This window comes from Caulobacter sp. LjRoot300 (genome assembly GCF_964253875.1).
Classification (GTDB): Bacteria; Pseudomonadota; Alphaproteobacteria; order Caulobacterales; family Caulobacteraceae; genus Caulobacter.
In genome coordinates this window covers 47,685-65,695 of the sequence record NZ_CAXUSA020000010.1, presented here as the reverse complement: position 1 = coordinate 65,695, position 18,011 = coordinate 47,685, and the positions used below count along the sequence as shown (strand labels likewise).

Here is an 18,011-nt window from a genome sequence, read left to right as displayed (position 1 = left end):
AACGAACGGCGCGCAGCCTCCGCCAGGGTGTCGCTTCAGGGAGATCGACCGTGGGTTCCAAGCTGTTCATCCTGGCCTGCGCGGCGGGCCTGGCCGTCGCCGCCGGCGCATCGGCCCAGACGCATTTGCCGGCTTCCGGCTACCAAAGGCTGCACGTGGGCAAGGCCGTGGTCGGCAGCACGCCGATCCGAGTCTGGGCCAACGCGGCCATCAATCCCGACTGCTCGGCCCAGACGCCGGGGGCGACCCTGACCATTCTCGAGCCGCCGGCCCATGGCGCGGCGGAGGTCAAGGACGAGCCCTATTTTGCGGCCTTCCCGCCAGCCAATCCGCGCTCGGCCTGCAACGACCGTAAGGTGCCGGGCCACGAGGCCTTCTACACCGCCGTCTCGGGTTTCAAGGGGCATGACCGGATGGTGCTGCAAGGCTCCAGCCCCGACGGCGCCGTCCGCCGAATCGCGGTGGATATCACCGTCCGCTAGCCGATCCCCGCCTGGGCCTTCAGCCGGGCGACCATGTCGGACGACAGGTAGCCGTCGGCGGGCAGCTTGCGGTCTGCCTGCCAGGCGCGCAGGGCCTTGCGGGTGCCGGCCCCGACCACCCCGTCCGCCGGGCCGGGGTCGAAGCCCAAACGACCAAGAGCGATCTGGGCGGCCATGCGGTCGGCCAGGCTCAGCGGCGTCTCGACCGGCCAGGCGGCGACCAGCGGCCCGCCGCCCGCGAAGCGGTCGGCCAGCAGGCCGATCCCCAGGGCGTAGGACGTGGAGTTGTTGTAGGTGCGGATCGCGAAGTGGTTGGGCAGGGCCAGGAAGGCCGGGCCAGACCAGCCGGCGGGCAGGATCAGGCCGGCCGGCGAAGCCGCGTCGGCGGGGGTCCAGGGCAGGCCGTCGGCCCGCTTGACGCCCTTGGCTTCCCACCAGGACGGAACCTCGCGCGGTCCCTCTGCCAGGCCGTAGTCGAAGCCGGCCGGCAGGATCACTTCCTTGGCCCAGCCGACGCCGGGCTTCCAGCCGCCCTTCTTCAGCAGGTTGGCGGCCGAAGCCAGGCTGTCGCTGTCGCTGCCCCAGATGTCGCGCCGGCCGTCGCCGTCGAAGTCGACGGCGGTCGACAGGTAGTTGGACGGCAGGAACTGGGTCTGGCCCATGGCCCCGGCCCACGAGCCCTTGAGCTGGGCGCGGGTGTCCTCGCCCGAGGCGATGATCTTCAGGGCGGCGATCAGTTCGCCCTCGGCCCAGTTGCGGCGTCGGCCGTCGGCGGCCAGGCTGGCCATCGAGCGCACGACGTCGAAACTGCCCTGGATCTTGCCGAACGCCGATTCCATGGCCCAGACCGCCAGCAGGATGTCGCGCGGCACGCCGTAGCGGGCCTCGATGTCCGGCAGGAAGGTCAGGCTCTGGCGCTTGTCGCGGCCCACGGCCACGCGGTCGTCGCTGATCACGCCCTTGATATAGTCGCCGACCGGCTTGGAGAATTCGGGCTGGCGGCCGTCCAGCGAGATCACCTTGGGGTCGGGCGTCACCCCGTCCAGCTCGCGGTCCAGCAACTGTTGGGTCAGGCCGGCGGCCAGGGCCTTCTGCTTGAAGGCGGCCAGCCAGGCGTCGAAGCCGACGGCCTGGCCCGAGGCGGCCGGGTCGGCGCTGGGCGCGGCGGGGACGGGCGGCGGCACGCGCGGCGGAGCAGGCGGAGCGACCGACGGCGCCAGGGGGGCGTTGGTCGAGGTGTCGGCGCAACCGGCCAGCAGCAGAACGAGGAAAACGCGTCTATCCATGAGGCCAGGCTACCGGGGTTCGTGACGGGGCTGCAATCACAAGGGCGACAGAGCGGTTAAGGTTGCGCGATCCCAGGTTTGAGCTGTGGAGCTTTTCCGCCGTTCCGACGCGCGGAGGCGTCTTGAGGCCAAGCCGCGCATTGACTCCGGCGGTTGTCCTGCTTATACGCACGCCCTCCGAAACATCCCGGATGTTCCTTTCGCCCTCATGGCGGCCGCGAACCTCTCCGCTGAGTATAGAGACGGTCATGAAGGTTCGTAGCTCGCTGAAGTCGCTGAAGTCGCGTCACCGCGACTGCAAGATGGTCCGCCGCAAGGGCGTCATCTACATCATCAACAAGACCGACCCGCGCTTCAAAGCCAAGCAAGGCTAATGACGCCTGCACGGCCTCCCAGGGCGCTGCTCTGGGACGTCGGCAACGTCATCGTGCGCTGGAACCCGCGCACGCTCTACGCGAAGATCTTCAAGGAATCGGCCGATCTCGACCGGTTCCTTTCGCATGTCGGGACCCTGGATTGGCACGCGGCGACGGACCGCGGCGTGACCTTCGCCGACAACATCGCCGCCCTGAGCGCCGAGCATCCCCATCACGCCGAGCACATCGCCGCCTGGTGGGACCGCTGGGACGAGATGTTCTCCGGGACGTTTTCCGAGACCGAATCGGTCATCGAGGACCTGGCCGCGCGCGGCGTCCCGCAGTTCGGCCTGACCAACATGTCCCACGAGACCTGGGACGGCGTACGGGCCAGGAGCCCGGCCTTCCGCCACTTCCGCGACACCGTGGTCTCGGGCCACGAGCGGGTGATCAAGCCCGAGGCGCGGATCTACGAGATCGCTCTGGAGCGCACCGGCCTGGAGCCGACCGACCTGCTGTTCATCGACGACAGCCTGGCCAATGTCGAGGCCGCGGCCGCCTTGGGGTTCCACACTCACCATTTCACCGATCCGGCGGCGTTGCGGCCGGTGATTGAGCGCCACGGCTTGCTCTAGGCGCGCCGACGCTTAAGTAGCCCTCATCCTGAGCTTGTCGAAGGACGAAGGCGTCTGGCGCGGTGCCTCCGCCTCGTCCTTCGACAAGCTCAGGATGAGGCGGAGGGTTGGCTCCGCATGAGCCTTTTCGGGAGCCCCTCCATGCACATCGGTTTCATCGGCCTGGGGGCCATGGGCAAGGCCATGGTCGGGACCCTGCTGGAGAAGGGCCATGCCGTAACGGTGTGGAACCGCTCGCCGGAACCCGCGACCGAACTGGCGGCCCAGGGCGCCAAGGTCGCCGCCGCCATTGAGGACGCCTTGCAGGCCGACATCGTCCTGTCGATCCTGGCCCACGACCAGGCGATCCGCGACGTCCTGCTGGAAGTCCTGCCGCGCGCACGGCCCGGCCTAGTCCACGTCAACCTCGCCACCATCTCCACGGCCTTCGCGCGCGAACTGGCCGACCGGCACGCCGCGCTTGGCCTGGGCTATGTGGCCGCGCCGGTGTTCGGCCGGCCGCCGGTGGCGCGGGCGGGCGGGCTGAACGTGCTGGCGGCCGGGGCGCCGCAGGCCGTGGCCGCGGCCATGCCGGCGCTGGAGGCCCTGGCCGCCAAGGTGTGGCCGATGGGCGAGGATCCCGTCCGCGCCAACGCCGTCAAGATCGCCGGCAACCTGATGATCGTCGCGGCTGTCGAGGCCATGGGCGAGGCCACGGCCCTGGGCGCGGCTCACGGCGTGCCGGCCGCCGACCTGCTGGAGGTGCTGACCAGCACCATCTTCGCCGCCCCGGTCTACAAGATCTACGGCGGGATGATCGCCGAGGGCCGCTACCACCCGCCGGGCTTCGCCGCCGACCTGGCGCTGAAGGACGTCCGCCTGGCCCAGGCGGCGGGCGACGAGAAGGGCCTGGCCCTGCCGCTGGCCGACCTGGTCGAGAACGGCCTGGAGGCGCTGCTGGCGGACGAGGGCGAAACCCCCGACCTGGCCGCCCTGGCCGAAGTGTCGCGCGGACGCGTGGAAGGGCGCTAAAGCAAAAAGAGCGGGGAATCGGCCTTCCACTCGGAGCCCGTTGCCACTAGGTTCCGCGCCTCCCGTTTCCCGCCTCGCGAGACATTTCATGGCCGACGACGCCGCCCCGCACGCCGACGTGCTCAACTCCACCGCCCAAGGCCAGCTGAAGAGCATCATCGACCGGGTCGAACGCCTGGAAGTCGAGAAGACCGAGATCGCCGAGCAGATCAAGGAAGTCTACGCCGAGGCCAAGGGCAACGGCTTCGACGTCAAGATCCTGCGCAAGGTGGTCCGCCTGCGCAAGACCGACCGCGCCAAGCGCCAGGAAGAGGACGCGATCCTGGACCTGTACCTGTCGGCCATCGGCGAGATCTAGGGCTTTAGGTTCACCCTCTCCCGGAGGGAGAGGGCGGGGCCCGCCGCGCAGCGGTGGGAGGGTGAGGGGTTACACCCTGACAGTTTTCTCACGGCGCTCTGCCGGCACGCCGTCTGACGTCTTACCCCCTCACCCTCCCATTGCTTCGCAATGGGTCCCTCCCTCTCCCCATGGGAGAGGGTCGAGATGGTGGTTTTTCCGCGTGCGTCCCGCCGCCGACGCCCGCTAGTCTCGCCCCATGCGCGCCAAGAAGCCGCCCGATCCCAGAGTCCAGGCCCGCAAGGCCGCTCTCAACGCGCTCAAGCGCGCCCGACGCACGGCCGACAAGGCCGGGATCGAGTTGTCGGAGTGGGAAGGCGAGTTCCTGGGCTCGGTCGCCCAGCGCATCGAGACCTATGGCCGCGCGTTCGGCGATCCCGAAAAAGGCGGCGCCGGCCAGGCCATGTCGGTCAACCAGACCATCAAGCTCAAGGAGATCGCCGCCAAGGCCAAAGGCGAGCGCAAGCCGATGTCCCGCGGCAAGGGCTTTGGGCGGCGCGGACGGGCGGTCGAGCCCGAGGCGGCCGAAGACGACGACTAAAGACGGCTGTCATCCCGGACAAGGCCGAAGGCCGCCGATCCGGGACCGCCGGAAGCGCCGAGTTCACGCGTCGGTCCCGGATCTTCGCGCTGCGCGCTCGTCCGGGATGACAGACCCGTTTGGGGGAGACGCCCTTACGACGCTTCCTTCAGATCCACGTCGATGCCCTGCTCGCGGACCTTGCGATAGAGGGTCGAGCGGCCGATGCCCAGGCGGCGGGCCACCTCCGACATGTGGCCGGCATAGACCTCGATGGCGTGCTGGATCAGGTCGCGCTCGATCTCCTCCAGCGTCCGCAGGTGGCCGCGGTCGTCGAGGATGCGGACCGGCGACTCGGGGGCCGGCGTGCGGGCCATGGCCGCGTGGGCGGCCTGCAGCACGGTCGGCAGGTCGGGCTGGACGGCGGCCGGGGTCATGGCTTCCGGAGGCGGCGCGACGATCCCCGAAATGGCCGGGAAGTCGTAGGGCTGCAGATAGGGCGCGTCGGCCAGGATGATGGCGCGATAGACCGTGTTCTCCAGCTGGCGGACGTTGCCCGGCCAGTCGAAGCCGGCGAGAATCTTCAGGGTCTCCGGCGCGGCGCCGACCACCCGCTTGCCTTCCTCGACATTGAAGCGGCGGACGAAGGCCTCGACCAGGGCCGGAATGTCCTCGCGGCGCTCGCGCAGCGACGGGGCCTCGATCGGAAAGACGTTCAGGCGGTAATAGAGGTCCTCGCGGAACCGGCCCTGCTCGACGGCGTGAGCCACGTCGCGGTTGGTGGCCGAGACGATGCGCACGTCCACCTTCTGCGAGCGCTTGGAGCCGATCGGGTCGATCTCGCCTTCCTGCAGGGCGCGCAGCAGTTTGACCTGCATGTCCAGCGGCAGTTCGCCGACCTCGTCCAGGAACAGGGTGCCGCCGTCGGCCTCCTTGAACTTGCCCAGGTGCTTGTCGGTGGCGCCGGTGAAGCTGCCCTTCTCGTGACCGAACAGGATCGACTCGACCAGGTTCTCGGGGATGGCCCCGCAGTTGACCGCCACGAACGGCTTGCCGGCCCGCTCGGAGCCGCCGTGCACGGCGCGGGCGATCAGCTCCTTGCCGACCCCGCTCTCGCCGGTGATCAGGATGGGGATGGAGCTCTTGGCCGCCCGCTCGCCCATGCGCTTGACCAGGGTCATGGCCGGCGAGGTTCCGATCAGGTCGGCGAAGGTGGTGCGGTTGCCGGCCCGCTTGGTCAGGCGCTCGACCTCGCCCTTCAGGTCGCCCATCGACAGGGCGTTGCGGATCGAAACGGTGATCCGCTCCGGGCTGGCCGGCTTGATGAAGAAGTCGGTGGCGCCGGCCTGCATGGCCTTGACGACGGTGTCGACGCCGCCTGATGCGGTAAGAACGATCACGGGTTGGACAAACCCGCGTGCGCGCATCTCCTTCAGGGTGTCCTGGCCCGACAGGCCTGGCATCACCAGGTCCAGCAGCACGACGTCCACGGGGGCGCCGCTGGCCAGGTGGGCCATGGCCGCGTCGCCGTTCTCGGCGTGCGAGACCGCGAAGCCTTCGCGCTCGAGGACGGCCTGGATCAGCCGCCGTTGAGTCGGGTCGTCGTCGACGACGAGAACCGTCTTGGTCATTTGCAGACACCCGTTAGAACCGGCCGCGTCCGACATGGGACAAGGCTCTTGTTGGTCCAGAGTGATACAGGCGCGGGGTAAAGACCGGGTTTCGGAGACGTGAGTCAGGGGTTAACGATCGCCCTTAACGGGGTGTGACGATCCGCCGTCTCAGCCCGCGATCCTGCCTGGCGGGACGCGGCGAACTGCGCCGCCGTTCTGACTGACCAGTCGCGCGTCGATCCGGGTCTCGCCCTCGCGACCGACATGGCAGACGCCGACGAAGCGGCTCTTGCGCTGGGTCTTCTTCTCGATCGTGACGGCCTCGAACTTGACGTCCATGACGCCGGCCGGGTCGCCGTCGGAATCCATGTGGGTGATGTCGATGCCGTCCAGCGGTCCGATGTTGAACTTCTCCTTCAGCCGCTCGGTGCAGCTGTGGAACACCACGGCGCCGCGGATGGTCTGGGCCAGCCAGCCCATCGGGCGGGCGTCGTCGGCGGCCATCGCCGACGGCGCGGCGAGCAGGCCCACGGTCAGAGCGACAACAGCGGCGACCTTGATCATCGATTTGCCCTGCCACGTCGACAGCCCCTCGCCGACCGGCGGTATCCTAAGGCGCGACTCGCTGTCGCGCCCTTTAATTCCTCGTAATGCAGACAGCGCCGGCGGCCTGAATGACCCTGTCGAGCTAAAGCCCACGGCCACGATTGCGCGCGTCTTTCGACGGGGCCATATCCCTTGGCCATGAACGCGCCCTTCAAGACCGAAACCCTGCCCGAGTGGAACCTCGCCGACCTCTATGCCGGTCGCGACGATCCGAAGATCGAGACCGACCTGGCCGCCGCCAAGGCCGCCAATGACGAACTGGCCTCGCTGGAGGGGCTGTTCCTCCAGGCCCGCGGCGAGCCCGAGCGCCTGGGCGTGCTGCTGGACCGGGGGATCAGGCTGTACGAGCAGGCGACCAACGGCCTGTGGGGCGTGGGGGCCTATGCGGGCCTGGCCGCCTCGATCGCCCGCGACGACCCGGCCTGGGCCAAGTTCGAGGCCGACCTTCGGGCCCGCTCGTCCGCCATCGCCGCCGAGAGCCTGTTCTTCTCGCTGGAGCTGAACCAGCTGGAGGACGGCGAACTGGAGGCGGCGCTCAAAGCATTTCCGGTGTGCGTCCGCTGGACGTCGTGGCTGCGGCGCCTGCGGCTGTCGCGCCCGCACGAGCTGACGCCCGACCTGGAGCGCTACATCGTCGATCGCGGCCCGGCCGTGTCGAACTGGGTGCGGCTGTATGATGAGACGTTGGCCAAGCTCCAGGCCAAGGTCGGCGACGAGACCCTGACCCTGCCCGAGGCCCTGAATCGCCTGTCCGACCCTGACGGCAAGCGCCGCAAGGCCGCCGCCGACGGCCTGGCCCAGGCGCTGGAGGCCCGGGCCTCGACGCAAGGGTTGGTCCTCAACACTTTGGCGTTCGAAAAACAGGTCGAGGACCGCTGGCGCCGGTTCGACAGCCCCGCCCAGTCGCGCCACCTGGCCAACGAGGTCGACGCCGACGCGGTCGACGCCCTGGAGCAGGCGGTGGTCGAGGCCTATCCGCGCCTGTCGCACCGCTACTACGCCCTGAAGGCCAAGGTCATGGGCCGGGAGACCCTGGATTACTGGGACCGCAACGCTCCCCTGACCGCCGCCGCGCCGCGCACCTATGACTGGAACCAGGCCAAGGGGGTGGTGCTGGACAGCTTCCAGGCCCTGGCCCCGAAGTTCGCCGATACGGCGGCGACCTTTTTCGACAAGCCGTGGATCGACGCCCGCCCGCGCGCGGGCAAGCAGTCGGGGGCCTATTCGCATCCGGTCACCGCCGAGCGGCACCCCTATGTGTTCATGAACTACATGGGCGAGCGGCGCGACGTGCTGACCCTGGCCCACGAGCTGGGCCACGCCGTGCACCAGACTCTGTGCGCGCCGCTGGGCACCCTGCTGGCCGACACGCCTCTGACCCTGGCCGAGACCGCCTCGATCTTCGGCGAGGGCCTGGTGTTCGACCGCCTGCTGGCCGAGGCGACGCCCGCCGACCGCAAGGGCCTGCTGGCCGGCAAGATCGAGGACGGGCTCAACACCGTCGTCCGCCAGATCGCCTTCCACCGGTTCGAGCGGCGCTTCCACGAGGCTCGCAAGGACGGCGAGCTGTCGCCCGACCAGATCGGCCGGCTGTGGGTCGAGGTGATGGCCGAGAGCCTGGGCCCGGCCGTGACCCTGAACGAAGGCTACGAGCACTACTGGGCCTATGTCAGCCACTTCGTGCACGCGCCGTTCTACGTCTACGCCTATGCGTTCGGCGACCTGCTGGTGCGCGGCCTGATGGAAAAGCGCCGCGAGGATCCGGAAACCTTCGCCCCGCTCTACGAGGACCTGCTGGCCGCCGGCGGAACCCGCACCTATGTCGAGGCGCTCAAGCCCTTCGGCCTGAACCCGCGCGAAAAGGCGTTCTGGGCCGCGGGCTGCGCCCAGTTGGAGCGGCTGGTCGACGAGTTCGAAGCCCTCGTGTGATCGGAACCCAAATGCCCACCAAGGAACGCCTGGCGGAGTTCATCGCCACCGTCGAACGCAACGAGCACGTCGAGGCGATCGAGCGCTTCTATGCGCCGCACGCCTCGATGCAGGAGAACAACGCCCCGCCGCGCGTGGGTCGCGACGTCCTGATCGCGCACGAGGCGGCCGCCTTGGCGCGGTTGTCGAAGATGGACACCCAGCCGGCGGTCATGGTGCTGCACGACGGCGACAATGTCGTCATCCAGTGGGTGTTCCTGATGACCAACAAGAGCGGCGAGACGCTTCGGTTCGAAGAGCTGACCCACCAGGTCTGGGAGGGCGATAGGATCGTCCGCGAGCGCTTCTTCTACGACTCCCGGCAGTTCGGCTAGGCGATGGCCGACGATCCCCGCGACCCCTCGAAAGACCCTGAACGCAACCGCCTGGCCGGCCGCGTGTCGCGCTTCGCCAAGGTTGGGGCGGGCTTGTCCGGCGCGGCTGTGTCCTACGGCGCCAACAGCCTGTTCGGCGGCGACAGCGCCGACGCCCGCAACGCCAAGGCGCTGAGGGCGGCCCTGGGCGGGTTGAAGGGGCCGCTGATGAAGGCGGCCCAGATGTTCGCCACGGTGCCGGACCTGTTGCCGCCGGAGTTCGCCGCCGAACTGGCCGAGCTGCAGACCAACGCCCCGGCCATGGGCTGGCCATTCGTCCGCCGACGGATGGCCGCCGAACTGGGACCGGACTGGGCGTCCAGGTTCCGGAGTTTCGAGCATGAGGCCGCCGCCGCCGCCTCCCTGGGCCAGGTGCACCGCGCGGTCGCCCCGGACGGCCGCGCCCTGGCGGTCAAGCTGCAGTATCCAGACATGCAGAGCGCCGTCGAAAGCGACCTGGGGCAGCTGCGGGCCCTGATCGGCCTGTTCAAGCGGATGGACGGCTCGATCGACCCCAGCGAGATGATCGTCGAGGTCGGCGACCGGCTGCGCGAGGAGCTCGACTACGAGCGCGAGGCCAGGCTGATGGCCGTCTATGGCGGCTTCTTCACCGGCCGCGACGACATCCGCGTGCCCGAGCCCGTGCCCGCCCTGTCGACCAAGCGGCTGCTGAGCATGACCTGGCTGGAGGGGCGAGGTCTGCTGGCCTTCAAGGACGCGCCGCAGGAAACCCGCGACCGCATCGCCGCCCTGCTGTTCGAGGCCTGGTGGAGCCCCATGACCCACCTGGGAATCATCCATGGCGACCCGCACCTGGGCAACTACACCTTCGGCGGAGAGGGCGCGGCGCACCTGAACCTGCTGGACTTCGGCTGCATCCGCATCTTCCCGCCGCGCTTCGTGGCCGGGGTGGTGCGGCTGTATCGCGCGCTGTCGAACGACGACCGCGCCGAGCAGGTCGAGGCCTATCGCAGCTGGGGCTTCGCGAACCTCAACGACGACCTGGTGGACGTGCTGAACGTCTGGGCGCGGTTCATCTACGGCCCCCTGCTCGACGACCGGGTGCGCAGCGTCGCCGACGACGTGCCGCCCGGCGAGTACGGCCGCCGCGAGGCCTTCAAGGTCCGCCAGGCGCTGAAGGCGAAGGGGCCGGTGCTGATCCCCCGCGAGTTCGTGTTCATGGACCGCGCCGCCATCGGCCTGGGCGCGGCCTTCCTGCACCTGGGCGCGCGGCATAACTGGAAGGCGCTGTTCGAGAAATCGCTGGAGGGGTTCTCGGAAGAGGTCCTGGCCCAGCGGCAGGCGGCGGTCCTCAGCGCGGCGGGGGTGGCGTGATCTCCTTCCCCGTGAAACGGGGCTATTGCATATGGCCAAAAACGGTTGTCATCCCGGACAAGCGAAGCGCAGATCCGGGACCGCCGGGAGCTCTGAGTTCACGCCTCGGTCCCGGATCTTCGCGCTGCGCGCTCGTCCGGGATGACAGCTCCTTTTGCGGAAAATCCACATGCGATAGCCCTCCCCCGCCATGCGGGTGAGGAGAAGGAACCGCCCATGACCCCTCGCACCCTCAAGCGCCTCCACCCCGCCCAGCGCGACGACATCGCCGACCTGGTGACCCGTCGCCCGCTGCCCGGCCCGGGGATCGCGCAGCTGGATCCGTTTCTGTTCCTCAACCACCACGGCCCGCAGGTCTATCCGCCCAACAACCGTGGCCTGCCGTTCGGCCCGCATCCGCATCGCGGCTTCGAGACCGTGACCTTCATCCTGGAGGGCGAGCTTTCGCACCTCGACAGTGGCGGCCACGAGAGCGTCATCGGCCCCGGCGGCGTGCAGTGGATGACCGCCGGCAGCGGCCTGGTCCATGCTGAGCTGTCGCCGGCCAGCTTCAAGCAGGCGGGCGGGCCGCTGGAGATCCTGCAGCTGTGGGTCAACCTGCCGGGTCGGCTGAAGATGACCACGCCGAACTATCTGGGCCTGCAAGCCGACGCGGTCCCCAAGATCGAGACCGGCGGCGCGACCATCGAGGTGGTCTCAGGCGCGGTAGATGGCGTGACGGGCCCGTTCCCGTCGCTGATCGGCATCGAGATGAGCGTCGTGCGCCTGGCGCCGGGCGGCGCGGTGAACCTGCCGGTGGCCAAGGGGCGGGCGGTGTTCCTGTACGTGGTGTCCGGCGAGATCGTCGTCGGCGGCCAGGCGGCCCCGCGCTGGAACCTGGTCGAGCTGAACGATGACGGCGACGCGGTGGCGTTCGAGGCCCCGGCCGGGGCGGTGGTCCTGCTGGGCCACGCCGAGCCGATCGGCGAACCGGTCGTCGCCCACGGCCCGTTCGTGATGAACACCCGCGAGGAGATCGTCCAGGCGATCGACGATTACAACGCCGGGAAGTTCGGGGCCGTGCCGGGGTAGGGCGATACTTTGAGCGCATCCCCCTAACGGTTGTCATCCCGGAAGCCTCGCAGAGGCTGTCCGGGACCCAAGGGAACCGCACCGCGTCCGCCCAGTCCCCTGGGTCCCGGCTCTACGCTTCGCTTCGGCCGGGATGACAACGGATTGGTGCGGAGCTTCTGGCGGGCTCAGCCCTCGTATTCCTTGAGCAGCCCTTCCAGCCGCCGCTGTTCCGGCTTCAGCACCCGGAAGAACCGCAACGCGTTCCAGCCGACGCTGGCGCCCAAGGCGACGCCGAAGACCAACAGCATCTGGCCCATGTCGCGGTCGGTGGTCTTGCCGACCTGGTTCAACTGGACCACCGCGACCAGCAGGGGGACCAGGAACACTGGCAGGCTCACCCAGAAGATCCGGTAATTGACCCGCGCCCGGCGGTTGGCGGCCAGCAGGGCTTCCAGCGCCTGGCGCACCGGCGACCCGTCGCCGGGCGGCCGCCGGGCCCGCAGGGCGGCGATCGCCACCGCCGCCAGCATCGCCCAACAGACCCCCAGCATGGCCAGGGCGCCCCACTCGCGGCCAAGGTTGGTCTGGCCGACCAGGATCGAGCGCGCGGCGATGGCGGTGAACAGGGTCATGGCCGCGACAGGGATGGCGAACAGCAAGATCTCGCCGCGGCGGCGGGTTTTCAGCGCGTGCATCAGTTGCTCCATCAGATAGGCCTGGGCCTGTTGGTCGGGGGTGTTGGCCTGGGACCGCCAGGCCTGTTCGAGACGCTCAAACTCCATCGGCGCGCTCCTCCACAAGGTCCGAGAGGCGTCGGCGGATCCGGCTGAGCCGGGCGCCGACATTGGTTTCGCTGAGACCGTGCACGCGCGCGATCTCGGCGTAGGGCTGGCCGTCCAGCGACAGCAGGACCAGCGAGCGGTCCAGCGGCCGCAGGGTGCGGATTGCGTCGTAGAGCCGGTCCAGCAAGCCGGCCTCCGGCGTGTCGTCCGCCTCCAGGCGCAGGGCCATCTCGGCCTCGATCGCCTCGCGCCGCCGGCGGCGACGGGTCTCGCCGCGCTTCCAGGTCAGGGCGGTGTTGTGCGCGACCCGGTAGACGAAGGTCATGTCGGTGCTTTCGCCGCGAAAGCGCGGCCGGGCCCGCCACACCGCCAACATCAGCTCCTGCATCAGGTCGTGCTGGTCGGGCGGCTCGGCGAAGGCGCGGGCGGTCCGGCGCAGGGCGCCCAGGTGCGGCGCCAGCCATGCCGCGAAAGCCTCATCCTCCTGTCGTCCAGCGCCCATGGTCCACCCCGTTTTCATGAGGTTAGACGCCGGCGACCGTGTCGTCCTTACAAGGCGGCGCGACGGCTTCCCTAGCGTCGCGCTTGCAACGCTTCAAACGCTTGTTAGACTTTACCCATGTCCGACGATCTCACCGACGCCCAGGCGGCCGCCATTCCCGAGGGCTACAGCTTGCTCAACTGGTCGCGCGGCTTCGGCCGGCAGATCGGACCGCTGTACGAGCAGCGCGCCGGGCCGGGCCAGGCCACCCTGGGCTTTCGGGTGGAGGAGCACCACACCAACGGCCTGGGCAATTGCCACGGCGGCATGCTGATGAGCTTCGCCGACATGGCCTGGGGGCGGATCATCTCGCTGCGCAAGTCCTACAGCTGGGTCACGGTGCGGCTGAACTGCGACTTCCTGTCGGGGGCCCAGCTCGGCGATTTCGTCGAGGGAGAGGGTGAATTGATCGCCGAACAGGATCTGGTGTTCACCGTGCGCGGCCGCATCTGGACCGGCGAGCGGACCCTGATGACCGGCACGGGGGTCTTCAAGGCCCTGGCCCCGCGCGCGCCGCGTCCGGGCGAGATCGCCTACACGGAAAAGGCCTGAGCCATGGCCGACGACCGCCCCGCGCCCGCTTCGTTGCTCGGCCCGTTCCAGGGCGAGCGACCGCCGGCTCCGGCCTGGTTCGAGGCGGCGATCGCCGCCGCGCCCGAACGTTCGCGCATCCCGGTCGAGGGCGCGGAGATCGAGCTGCTGACCTGGGGCGCGGTCGGCAAGCCGGGCCTGCTGTTCCTGCACGGCAACGGCGCGCACGCCGACTGGTGGAGCTTCATCGCGCCGTTCTTCGCGAACGACTGGCGGGTGGCGGCGATCTCATGGTCGGGCATGGGCGGGTCGGACTGGCGGCCGGTCTATTCGGCCCAGCTGTTCGCGGCCGAGATCTTCGCCGCCGTCGAGGCCGCGCGACTGGACGCGGGCGGGGTGAAGCCGATCCTGGTCGGTCACTCGTTCGGCGGCTTTCCCACCCTCTATTGCGGCGTCGAGCACGCCGACCGGCTGCGCGGGATCGTCATGGTCGACAGCAGCATCCAGCCACCGGAAAAGCGCTGGCGCGGCCCGCCCTCGCGCCCCGCCGGCGCCAACCGCGTCTATCCGACCTTGGCCGAAGCGCTGAGCCGCTTCCGCCTGGCCCCGCCGCAGGGCTGCGAGAACCTCTACATCGCCGACCACATCGCCCGGGGCTCGCTGAAACAGGTCGAGGGCGGCTGGACCTGGAAGTTCGATCCGGCCATCTGGCAGCGGTTCTCGATGCCGGACCTGGGCCTGCTGCTGCCGCGCATCGCCTGTCCCGCGGCGCTGATGTGGGGCGAGCGCTCGGCCCTGATGCACGCCGAGACCCTGGACTACATGATCGGCGAGATGCCCGACGACGTCCTGCGCGTCGCCATCTCGGATGCGGACCACCACGTGATGGTGGACCAGCCGCTGGCGTTCGTGGCGGGGCTGAGGGGACTGCTGGCGGGGTGGGCGTAGGGACCTCTGTGATTCAATAGATACCGTCATTCCGGGCCCTGTGCCCGGAACCCCTCTGTCCGCCGCAGGTGCGGATGAGTGGCGCGCCGGCGCGCCAAGGCGCTTCACCGTCGGCGGAACCAGGGGTTCCGGGCACAAGGCCCGGAATGACGGTTGGGAGGGGAGGGCGAGATGACAACCGCGCATGCGCCCGCTAAGCCCGTCGCATGAGCTCCGCCTCCAAGCCCTCCGGCCCCGTCCTCGTCTACGCGCCCGACCGGGGCATCGGCGACCTGATGTGGCACCTGCCGACCTGCCGGGCCATCGCCGCGACCACGCCCGAGGGGCGGGTGGTGCTGGCCGCGCGGCCGTCCAGCCGCGCCGCCGAGGTGCTGGCCGTCGAGCCGACGGTCGCCGGCGTGGTCTACGCTCGCCACTTCACCGGGCCGCTGAAGGGCGTGCGGGAGGTGCTCGACTTCTGGCGCATCTGCCGCGAGGTGAAGCCCCGCGCCGTATGGATCCTGGAGAAGATCGGGCGTCCAGCGCAGGCGGCGTGGCTGGCCGGCGTGCCCGAGCGGCGGGGGTTCGGCCTGGGGCACGCGAGCCAGGAGCAGTGGCTGCAGGGCCCGTTCCTGCCCAAGGCCATGCGGCCCGAGCATCGCCTGACCAAGCTGGCGGCCTTCGAGGCCCTGCACGGCCTGAAGGTCGACAGTCGCGAGCCCGGCCTGTTGCTGGACCCCAGGGCCGTGGCGGCGGTCAGGGCGCGGTTCGGCGACCTGCCCGGTCCCTGGCTGGTGCTGGGCGTCGGGGCCAGCGAGCCGGCCCGCACCTGGCCGGCCGAGCGCTTCGCCGCCGTCTCGCACGCCCTGGCCGACCTGTTCCCGACCGTGTTCTGGCTGGGTGGCCCCGGCGACGCCGCGCGCGTCGCGCCGACGATCGACGCTCAGCCCGTGGCCGGCCGCGACGTCCTGGCCTGCGACCTGCCGCTGGACCAGGCCGCGGCCCTGATCGCCCTGTCGGCCGGGTTCCTGGGCAACGACTCCGGACCGCTGAACGTCGCCGCCTCGGTCGGCCGCCCGGCGATCGGCCTGATGGGCACCAGCCCCGTTCCGGCCTATTCGCGCTGGCTGTCCCGGCTCGACGGCGGAGAAGGGCGGATCGCCGATATTTCGGTCGACCAGGCCGTCAGCGCTGTTCGAACGCGGTTCATCGACGAGGCCTGGGCCAACCGCGACATCCCGGCCGCTTGAGCCGGCGGCCCGCACGTTGTAAGCGGCGGGGCGTTTTTTAATTCCACCCAGGAAACTGACATGGCCGGCGACTACCAACGCGGTGAAATGGACATCCACGAACAGTCCGCGACCTTCGAAGCCTTCGGCAAGATGACCAAGTGGGGTTCGCTGGCCGTCGCCAGCCTGCTGCTGACCATCACCCTGTGGTTCTGCACCTCGGCCGGCTTCATCGGCGGCGTGATCCCGGGAATCGTGCTGGCGGTCCTCGGCGTCGTGTTCCTGCGCGAAAAGCCCGCCTCGGCCCACTGACACCGGTAGACATCGGTATTTTTTTGCCCCTAACGCGAGCGTAAGGCTCGACATCGGGCAAGAACATCCCCTAGAGAGACGCGCAAGCTCGTCAGAGCAAGCAGCGTTCCTGGGAGGGGTATGCCGATGGCCGTTATCGCCGTCACGAAAGAGACCCGCGGTGGTGAAACCCGGGTCGCGGCCACGCCCGAGACCGTCAAGAAGCTGGCCGCGGCCGGCTTCTCGGTCGTCGTGCAGGCCGGGGCGGGGATCGCGGCTTCGTATCCGGACGCCGACTACGAGGCGGCCGGCGCCAAGCTGGTCAAGACGGCGAAGGAAGCCCTGAAGGACGCCGACGTCCTGTTCAAGGTCCGCGCCCCCGAAGCCGCCGAGATCGCCGCCCTGAAGACGGGCGCGATCGTCGCCGCGGCGCTCAATCCGCACCAGGACAAGGACACGCTGAACGCCCTGGCCAAGGCCGGCGCCAGCGCCCTGGCCATGGAGTTCATCCCGCGCATCACCCGGGCCCAGGTGATGGACATGCTGTCCTCCCAGGCCAACCTCGCCGGCTACCGCGCCGTGATCGAGGCGGCCGAGGCCTATGGCAAGGCCCTGCCGATGATGATGACCGCCGCCGGCACCATCGCCGCGGCCAAGGTGTTCATCATGGGCGTGGGCGTGGCCGGCCTGCAGGCCATCGCCACCGCCCGCCGGCTGGGCGCGGTGGTCACAGCCACCGACGTGCGTCCCGCCACCAAGGAACAGGTCGAGTCCCTGGGCGCCAAGTTCCTGGCCGTCGAGGACGAGGAGTTCAAGAACGCCCAGACGGCCGGCGGCTACGCCAAGGAAATGTCGAAGGAATACCAGGCCAAGCAGGCCGAACTGGTCTCCGCGCACATCGCCAAGCAGGACATCGTCATCACCACGGCCCTGATCCCCGGCCGCCCCGCCCCCAAGCTGGTCAGCGCCGAGCAGGTGGCGTCGATGAAGCCGGGTTCCGTGCTGGTCGACCTGGCCATCGAAGCCGGCGGCAACGTGGTCGGCGGCAAGCTGGGCGAGACGGCGGTCACGGCCAACGGCGTCAAGATCCTGGGCATTCCCAACCTGCCCGGCCGCATCGCCACCGACGCCAGCGCGCTCTACGCCCGCAACCTGTTCGCCCTGTCCAGCCTGTTCCTGAACAAGGAAGGCGCCTTCGCCCCCGACTTCGAGGACGAGATCCTCAAGGCGGCGCTGGTGACGCAGGGCGGGGCGGTGGTGCATCCGAGCTTGCAGGGGTGAAGTCAGCCGTCAAAACGGCTTTGCTTGTGGCGTTGATCGCTTTGTGTGGCTGCGATCAGCGGTCTGATGCTTATGCATGTAACGGCGCTCTCGGAGAAGAAAACATAAAATTGAGCGCTATGTCCAATTTTATTAGTGTCGAGAGTTCTGTTGCTGCTTACGAGGTTTTCGCTGATCGAAAGAAAACCTTTGTGCGGTGGATATATGTTCAGGATAATCCAAAGGTTTTGATCTTGAATGCTATAAACCTCATAAACGGTAAGAGGGCGGCGGCGGTCGTTGTTTTGGACCCATCATTCGTTGTTCCTGGCGATAAATATTCAAAAATCGGTCAGGCGAAGCTTTTTGAATATTTCGACAAACGAAAAGATGCTGAATTTCTTCAAGAAAACAGCTTTTGTTACACCCGGAAGCAAATTCACAAACTGAGCGGGAGCTGAATATGGAAGCCGTCGACCCCACCGTGTTCCGCCTGGCGATCTTCGTGCTCGCCATCTTCGTGGGCTACTACGTCGTCTGGAGCGTGACGCCCGCCCTGCATACCCCGCTGATGGCCGTGACCAACGCCATCTCGTCGGTGATCATCGTCGGCGCCCTGCTGGCCGCCGCCGCCCACGGCGCCCTCGACGGCGGCACGGTGGCCGCCTCGACCTGGATCTCCAAGGGGGCCGGCGCGATCGCCGCCGCCTTCGCCGCGGTCAACATCTTCGGCGGCTTCCTGGTCACCAACCGGATGCTGGCCATGTACAAGAAGAAAGAGAAGAAATAGGCGCGAAGGCGACGGGAGCCTTCG

22 protein-coding genes are annotated in these 18,011 nt (G+C 68.9%); 17 read left to right on the top strand and 5 right to left on the bottom strand.

Annotated elements, in window-relative coordinates; all coding sequences use genetic code 11:
• Window positions 1-50: 50 nt before the first annotated feature.
• Window positions 51-482, top strand: coding sequence for a hypothetical protein (locus ACSQ2G_RS22735; protein ID WP_436034647.1), 432 nt, complete (start codon window positions 51-53; stop codon window positions 480-482).
• On the opposite strand, the gene ACSQ2G_RS22730 is transcribed toward ACSQ2G_RS22735, so the two are convergent.
• Window positions 479-1,768, bottom strand: coding sequence for a lytic murein transglycosylase (locus tag ACSQ2G_RS22730; protein ID WP_436034646.1), 1,290 nt, complete (start codon window positions 1,766-1,768; stop codon window positions 479-481). The genes ACSQ2G_RS22735 and ACSQ2G_RS22730 overlap by 4 nt on opposite strands.
• Before the next feature lie 248 nt (window positions 1,769-2,016).
• Here ACSQ2G_RS22730 and ykgO point away from each other — a divergent pair, with 248 nt between their 5' ends.
• The 5 genes from ykgO (at window position 2,017) to ACSQ2G_RS22705 (ending at window position 4,708) form a co-directional block, all read left to right on the top strand.
• The gene (gene ykgO / locus ACSQ2G_RS22725) at window positions 2,017-2,142 is read left to right on the top strand and encodes a type B 50S ribosomal protein L36 (RefSeq protein WP_018061125.1); all 126 of its coding nucleotides are present in this window, start codon (window positions 2,017-2,019) and stop codon (window positions 2,140-2,142) included.
• On the top strand, window positions 2,142-2,759 hold the full coding sequence (locus tag ACSQ2G_RS22720) for an HAD family hydrolase (RefSeq protein ID WP_436034645.1): 618 nt from the start codon (window positions 2,142-2,144) through the stop codon (window positions 2,757-2,759). The genes ykgO and ACSQ2G_RS22720 overlap by 1 nt, the downstream gene beginning before the upstream one ends.
• A gap of 117 nt (window positions 2,760-2,876) precedes the next feature.
• On the top strand, window positions 2,877-3,770 hold the full coding sequence (locus ACSQ2G_RS22715) for an NAD(P)-dependent oxidoreductase (RefSeq protein WP_436034644.1): 894 nt from the start codon (window positions 2,877-2,879) through the stop codon (window positions 3,768-3,770).
• Between the two features lie 88 nt (window positions 3,771-3,858).
• Window positions 3,859-4,128: a DUF2312 domain-containing protein gene (locus ACSQ2G_RS22710; RefSeq protein WP_018112952.1), complete on the top strand. Its 270-nt coding sequence runs from the start codon at window positions 3,859-3,861 to the stop codon at window positions 4,126-4,128.
• A gap of 238 nt (window positions 4,129-4,366) precedes the next feature.
• Window positions 4,367-4,708, top strand: a complete 342-nt coding sequence (locus tag ACSQ2G_RS22705) for a hypothetical protein (RefSeq protein ID WP_436034643.1) — start codon at window positions 4,367-4,369, stop codon at window positions 4,706-4,708.
• 134 nt (window positions 4,709-4,842) lie between these two features.
• Here ACSQ2G_RS22705 and ACSQ2G_RS22700 read toward each other — a convergent pair whose 3' ends face one another.
• Window positions 4,843-6,318 (bottom strand): sigma-54-dependent transcriptional regulator, encoded by a 1,476-nt coding sequence (locus ACSQ2G_RS22700; protein ID WP_436034642.1) that lies wholly within the window; start codon window positions 6,316-6,318, stop codon window positions 4,843-4,845.
• 150 nt (window positions 6,319-6,468) lie between these two features.
• A complete protein-coding gene (locus tag ACSQ2G_RS22695; protein ID WP_436034641.1) occupies window positions 6,469-6,864 on the bottom strand; it encodes a hypothetical protein in 396 nt (131 codons plus the stop codon).
• A gap of 180 nt (window positions 6,865-7,044) precedes the next feature.
• On the opposite strand from ACSQ2G_RS22695, the gene ACSQ2G_RS22690 reads away from it, so the two are divergent.
• The 4 genes from ACSQ2G_RS22690 (at window position 7,045) to ACSQ2G_RS22675 (ending at window position 11,654) form a co-directional block, all read left to right on the top strand.
• Window positions 7,045-8,835 (top strand): M3 family oligoendopeptidase, encoded by a 1,791-nt coding sequence (locus ACSQ2G_RS22690; protein ID WP_436034640.1) that lies wholly within the window; start codon window positions 7,045-7,047, stop codon window positions 8,833-8,835.
• Between the two features lie 11 nt (window positions 8,836-8,846).
• On the top strand, window positions 8,847-9,209 hold the full coding sequence (locus ACSQ2G_RS22685) for a nuclear transport factor 2 family protein (RefSeq protein WP_436034639.1): 363 nt from the start codon (window positions 8,847-8,849) through the stop codon (window positions 9,207-9,209).
• Between the two features lie 3 nt (window positions 9,210-9,212).
• On the top strand, window positions 9,213-10,583 hold the full coding sequence (locus tag ACSQ2G_RS22680) for an ABC1 kinase family protein (protein ID WP_436034638.1): 1,371 nt from the start codon (window positions 9,213-9,215) through the stop codon (window positions 10,581-10,583).
• A 216-nt stretch (window positions 10,584-10,799) separates the two neighbouring features.
• Window positions 10,800-11,654, top strand: coding sequence for a pirin family protein (locus ACSQ2G_RS22675; RefSeq protein WP_436034637.1), 855 nt, complete (start codon window positions 10,800-10,802; stop codon window positions 11,652-11,654).
• Between the two features lie 167 nt (window positions 11,655-11,821).
• On the opposite strand, the gene ACSQ2G_RS22670 is transcribed toward ACSQ2G_RS22675, so the two are convergent.
• Window positions 11,822-12,418, bottom strand: coding sequence for a hypothetical protein (locus ACSQ2G_RS22670; RefSeq protein WP_436034636.1), 597 nt, complete (start codon window positions 12,416-12,418; stop codon window positions 11,822-11,824).
• Window positions 12,408-12,920, bottom strand: coding sequence for an RNA polymerase sigma factor (locus ACSQ2G_RS22665; protein WP_436034635.1), 513 nt, complete (start codon window positions 12,918-12,920; stop codon window positions 12,408-12,410). The genes ACSQ2G_RS22670 and ACSQ2G_RS22665 overlap by 11 nt, the downstream gene beginning before the upstream one ends.
• Before the next feature lie 117 nt (window positions 12,921-13,037).
• Between ACSQ2G_RS22665 and ACSQ2G_RS22660 the strand changes: the two genes are divergently transcribed.
• From ACSQ2G_RS22660 to ACSQ2G_RS22630, 7 genes are all read left to right on the top strand, one after another.
• Window positions 13,038-13,511: a PaaI family thioesterase gene (locus tag ACSQ2G_RS22660; protein ID WP_436034634.1), complete on the top strand. Its 474-nt coding sequence runs from the start codon at window positions 13,038-13,040 to the stop codon at window positions 13,509-13,511.
• A 3-nt stretch (window positions 13,512-13,514) separates the two neighbouring features.
• Complete coding sequence (locus tag ACSQ2G_RS22655) at window positions 13,515-14,438, top strand: alpha/beta fold hydrolase (RefSeq protein WP_436034633.1); 924 nt, start codon at window positions 13,515-13,517, stop codon at window positions 14,436-14,438.
• A 206-nt stretch (window positions 14,439-14,644) separates the two neighbouring features.
• Window positions 14,645-15,667: a glycosyltransferase family 9 protein gene (locus ACSQ2G_RS22650; RefSeq protein ID WP_436034632.1), complete on the top strand. Its 1,023-nt coding sequence runs from the start codon at window positions 14,645-14,647 to the stop codon at window positions 15,665-15,667.
• 60 nt (window positions 15,668-15,727) lie between these two features.
• On the top strand, window positions 15,728-15,958 hold the full coding sequence (locus ACSQ2G_RS22645; RefSeq protein ID WP_436034631.1) for an aa3-type cytochrome c oxidase subunit IV: 231 nt from the start codon (window positions 15,728-15,730) through the stop codon (window positions 15,956-15,958).
• A 120-nt stretch (window positions 15,959-16,078) separates the two neighbouring features.
• Window positions 16,079-17,218 (top strand): Re/Si-specific NAD(P)(+) transhydrogenase subunit alpha, encoded by a 1,140-nt coding sequence (locus ACSQ2G_RS22640; protein ID WP_436034630.1) that lies wholly within the window; start codon window positions 16,079-16,081, stop codon window positions 17,216-17,218.
• Window positions 17,215-17,658, top strand: coding sequence for a hypothetical protein (locus tag ACSQ2G_RS22635; protein WP_436034629.1), 444 nt, complete (start codon window positions 17,215-17,217; stop codon window positions 17,656-17,658). The genes ACSQ2G_RS22640 and ACSQ2G_RS22635 overlap by 4 nt, the downstream gene beginning before the upstream one ends.
• Window positions 17,659-17,660: 2 nt before the next feature.
• On the top strand, window positions 17,661-17,987 hold the full coding sequence (locus ACSQ2G_RS22630; RefSeq protein WP_436034628.1) for a proton-translocating transhydrogenase family protein: 327 nt from the start codon (window positions 17,661-17,663) through the stop codon (window positions 17,985-17,987).
• The last annotated feature ends 24 nt before the right edge of the window (window positions 17,988-18,011 follow it).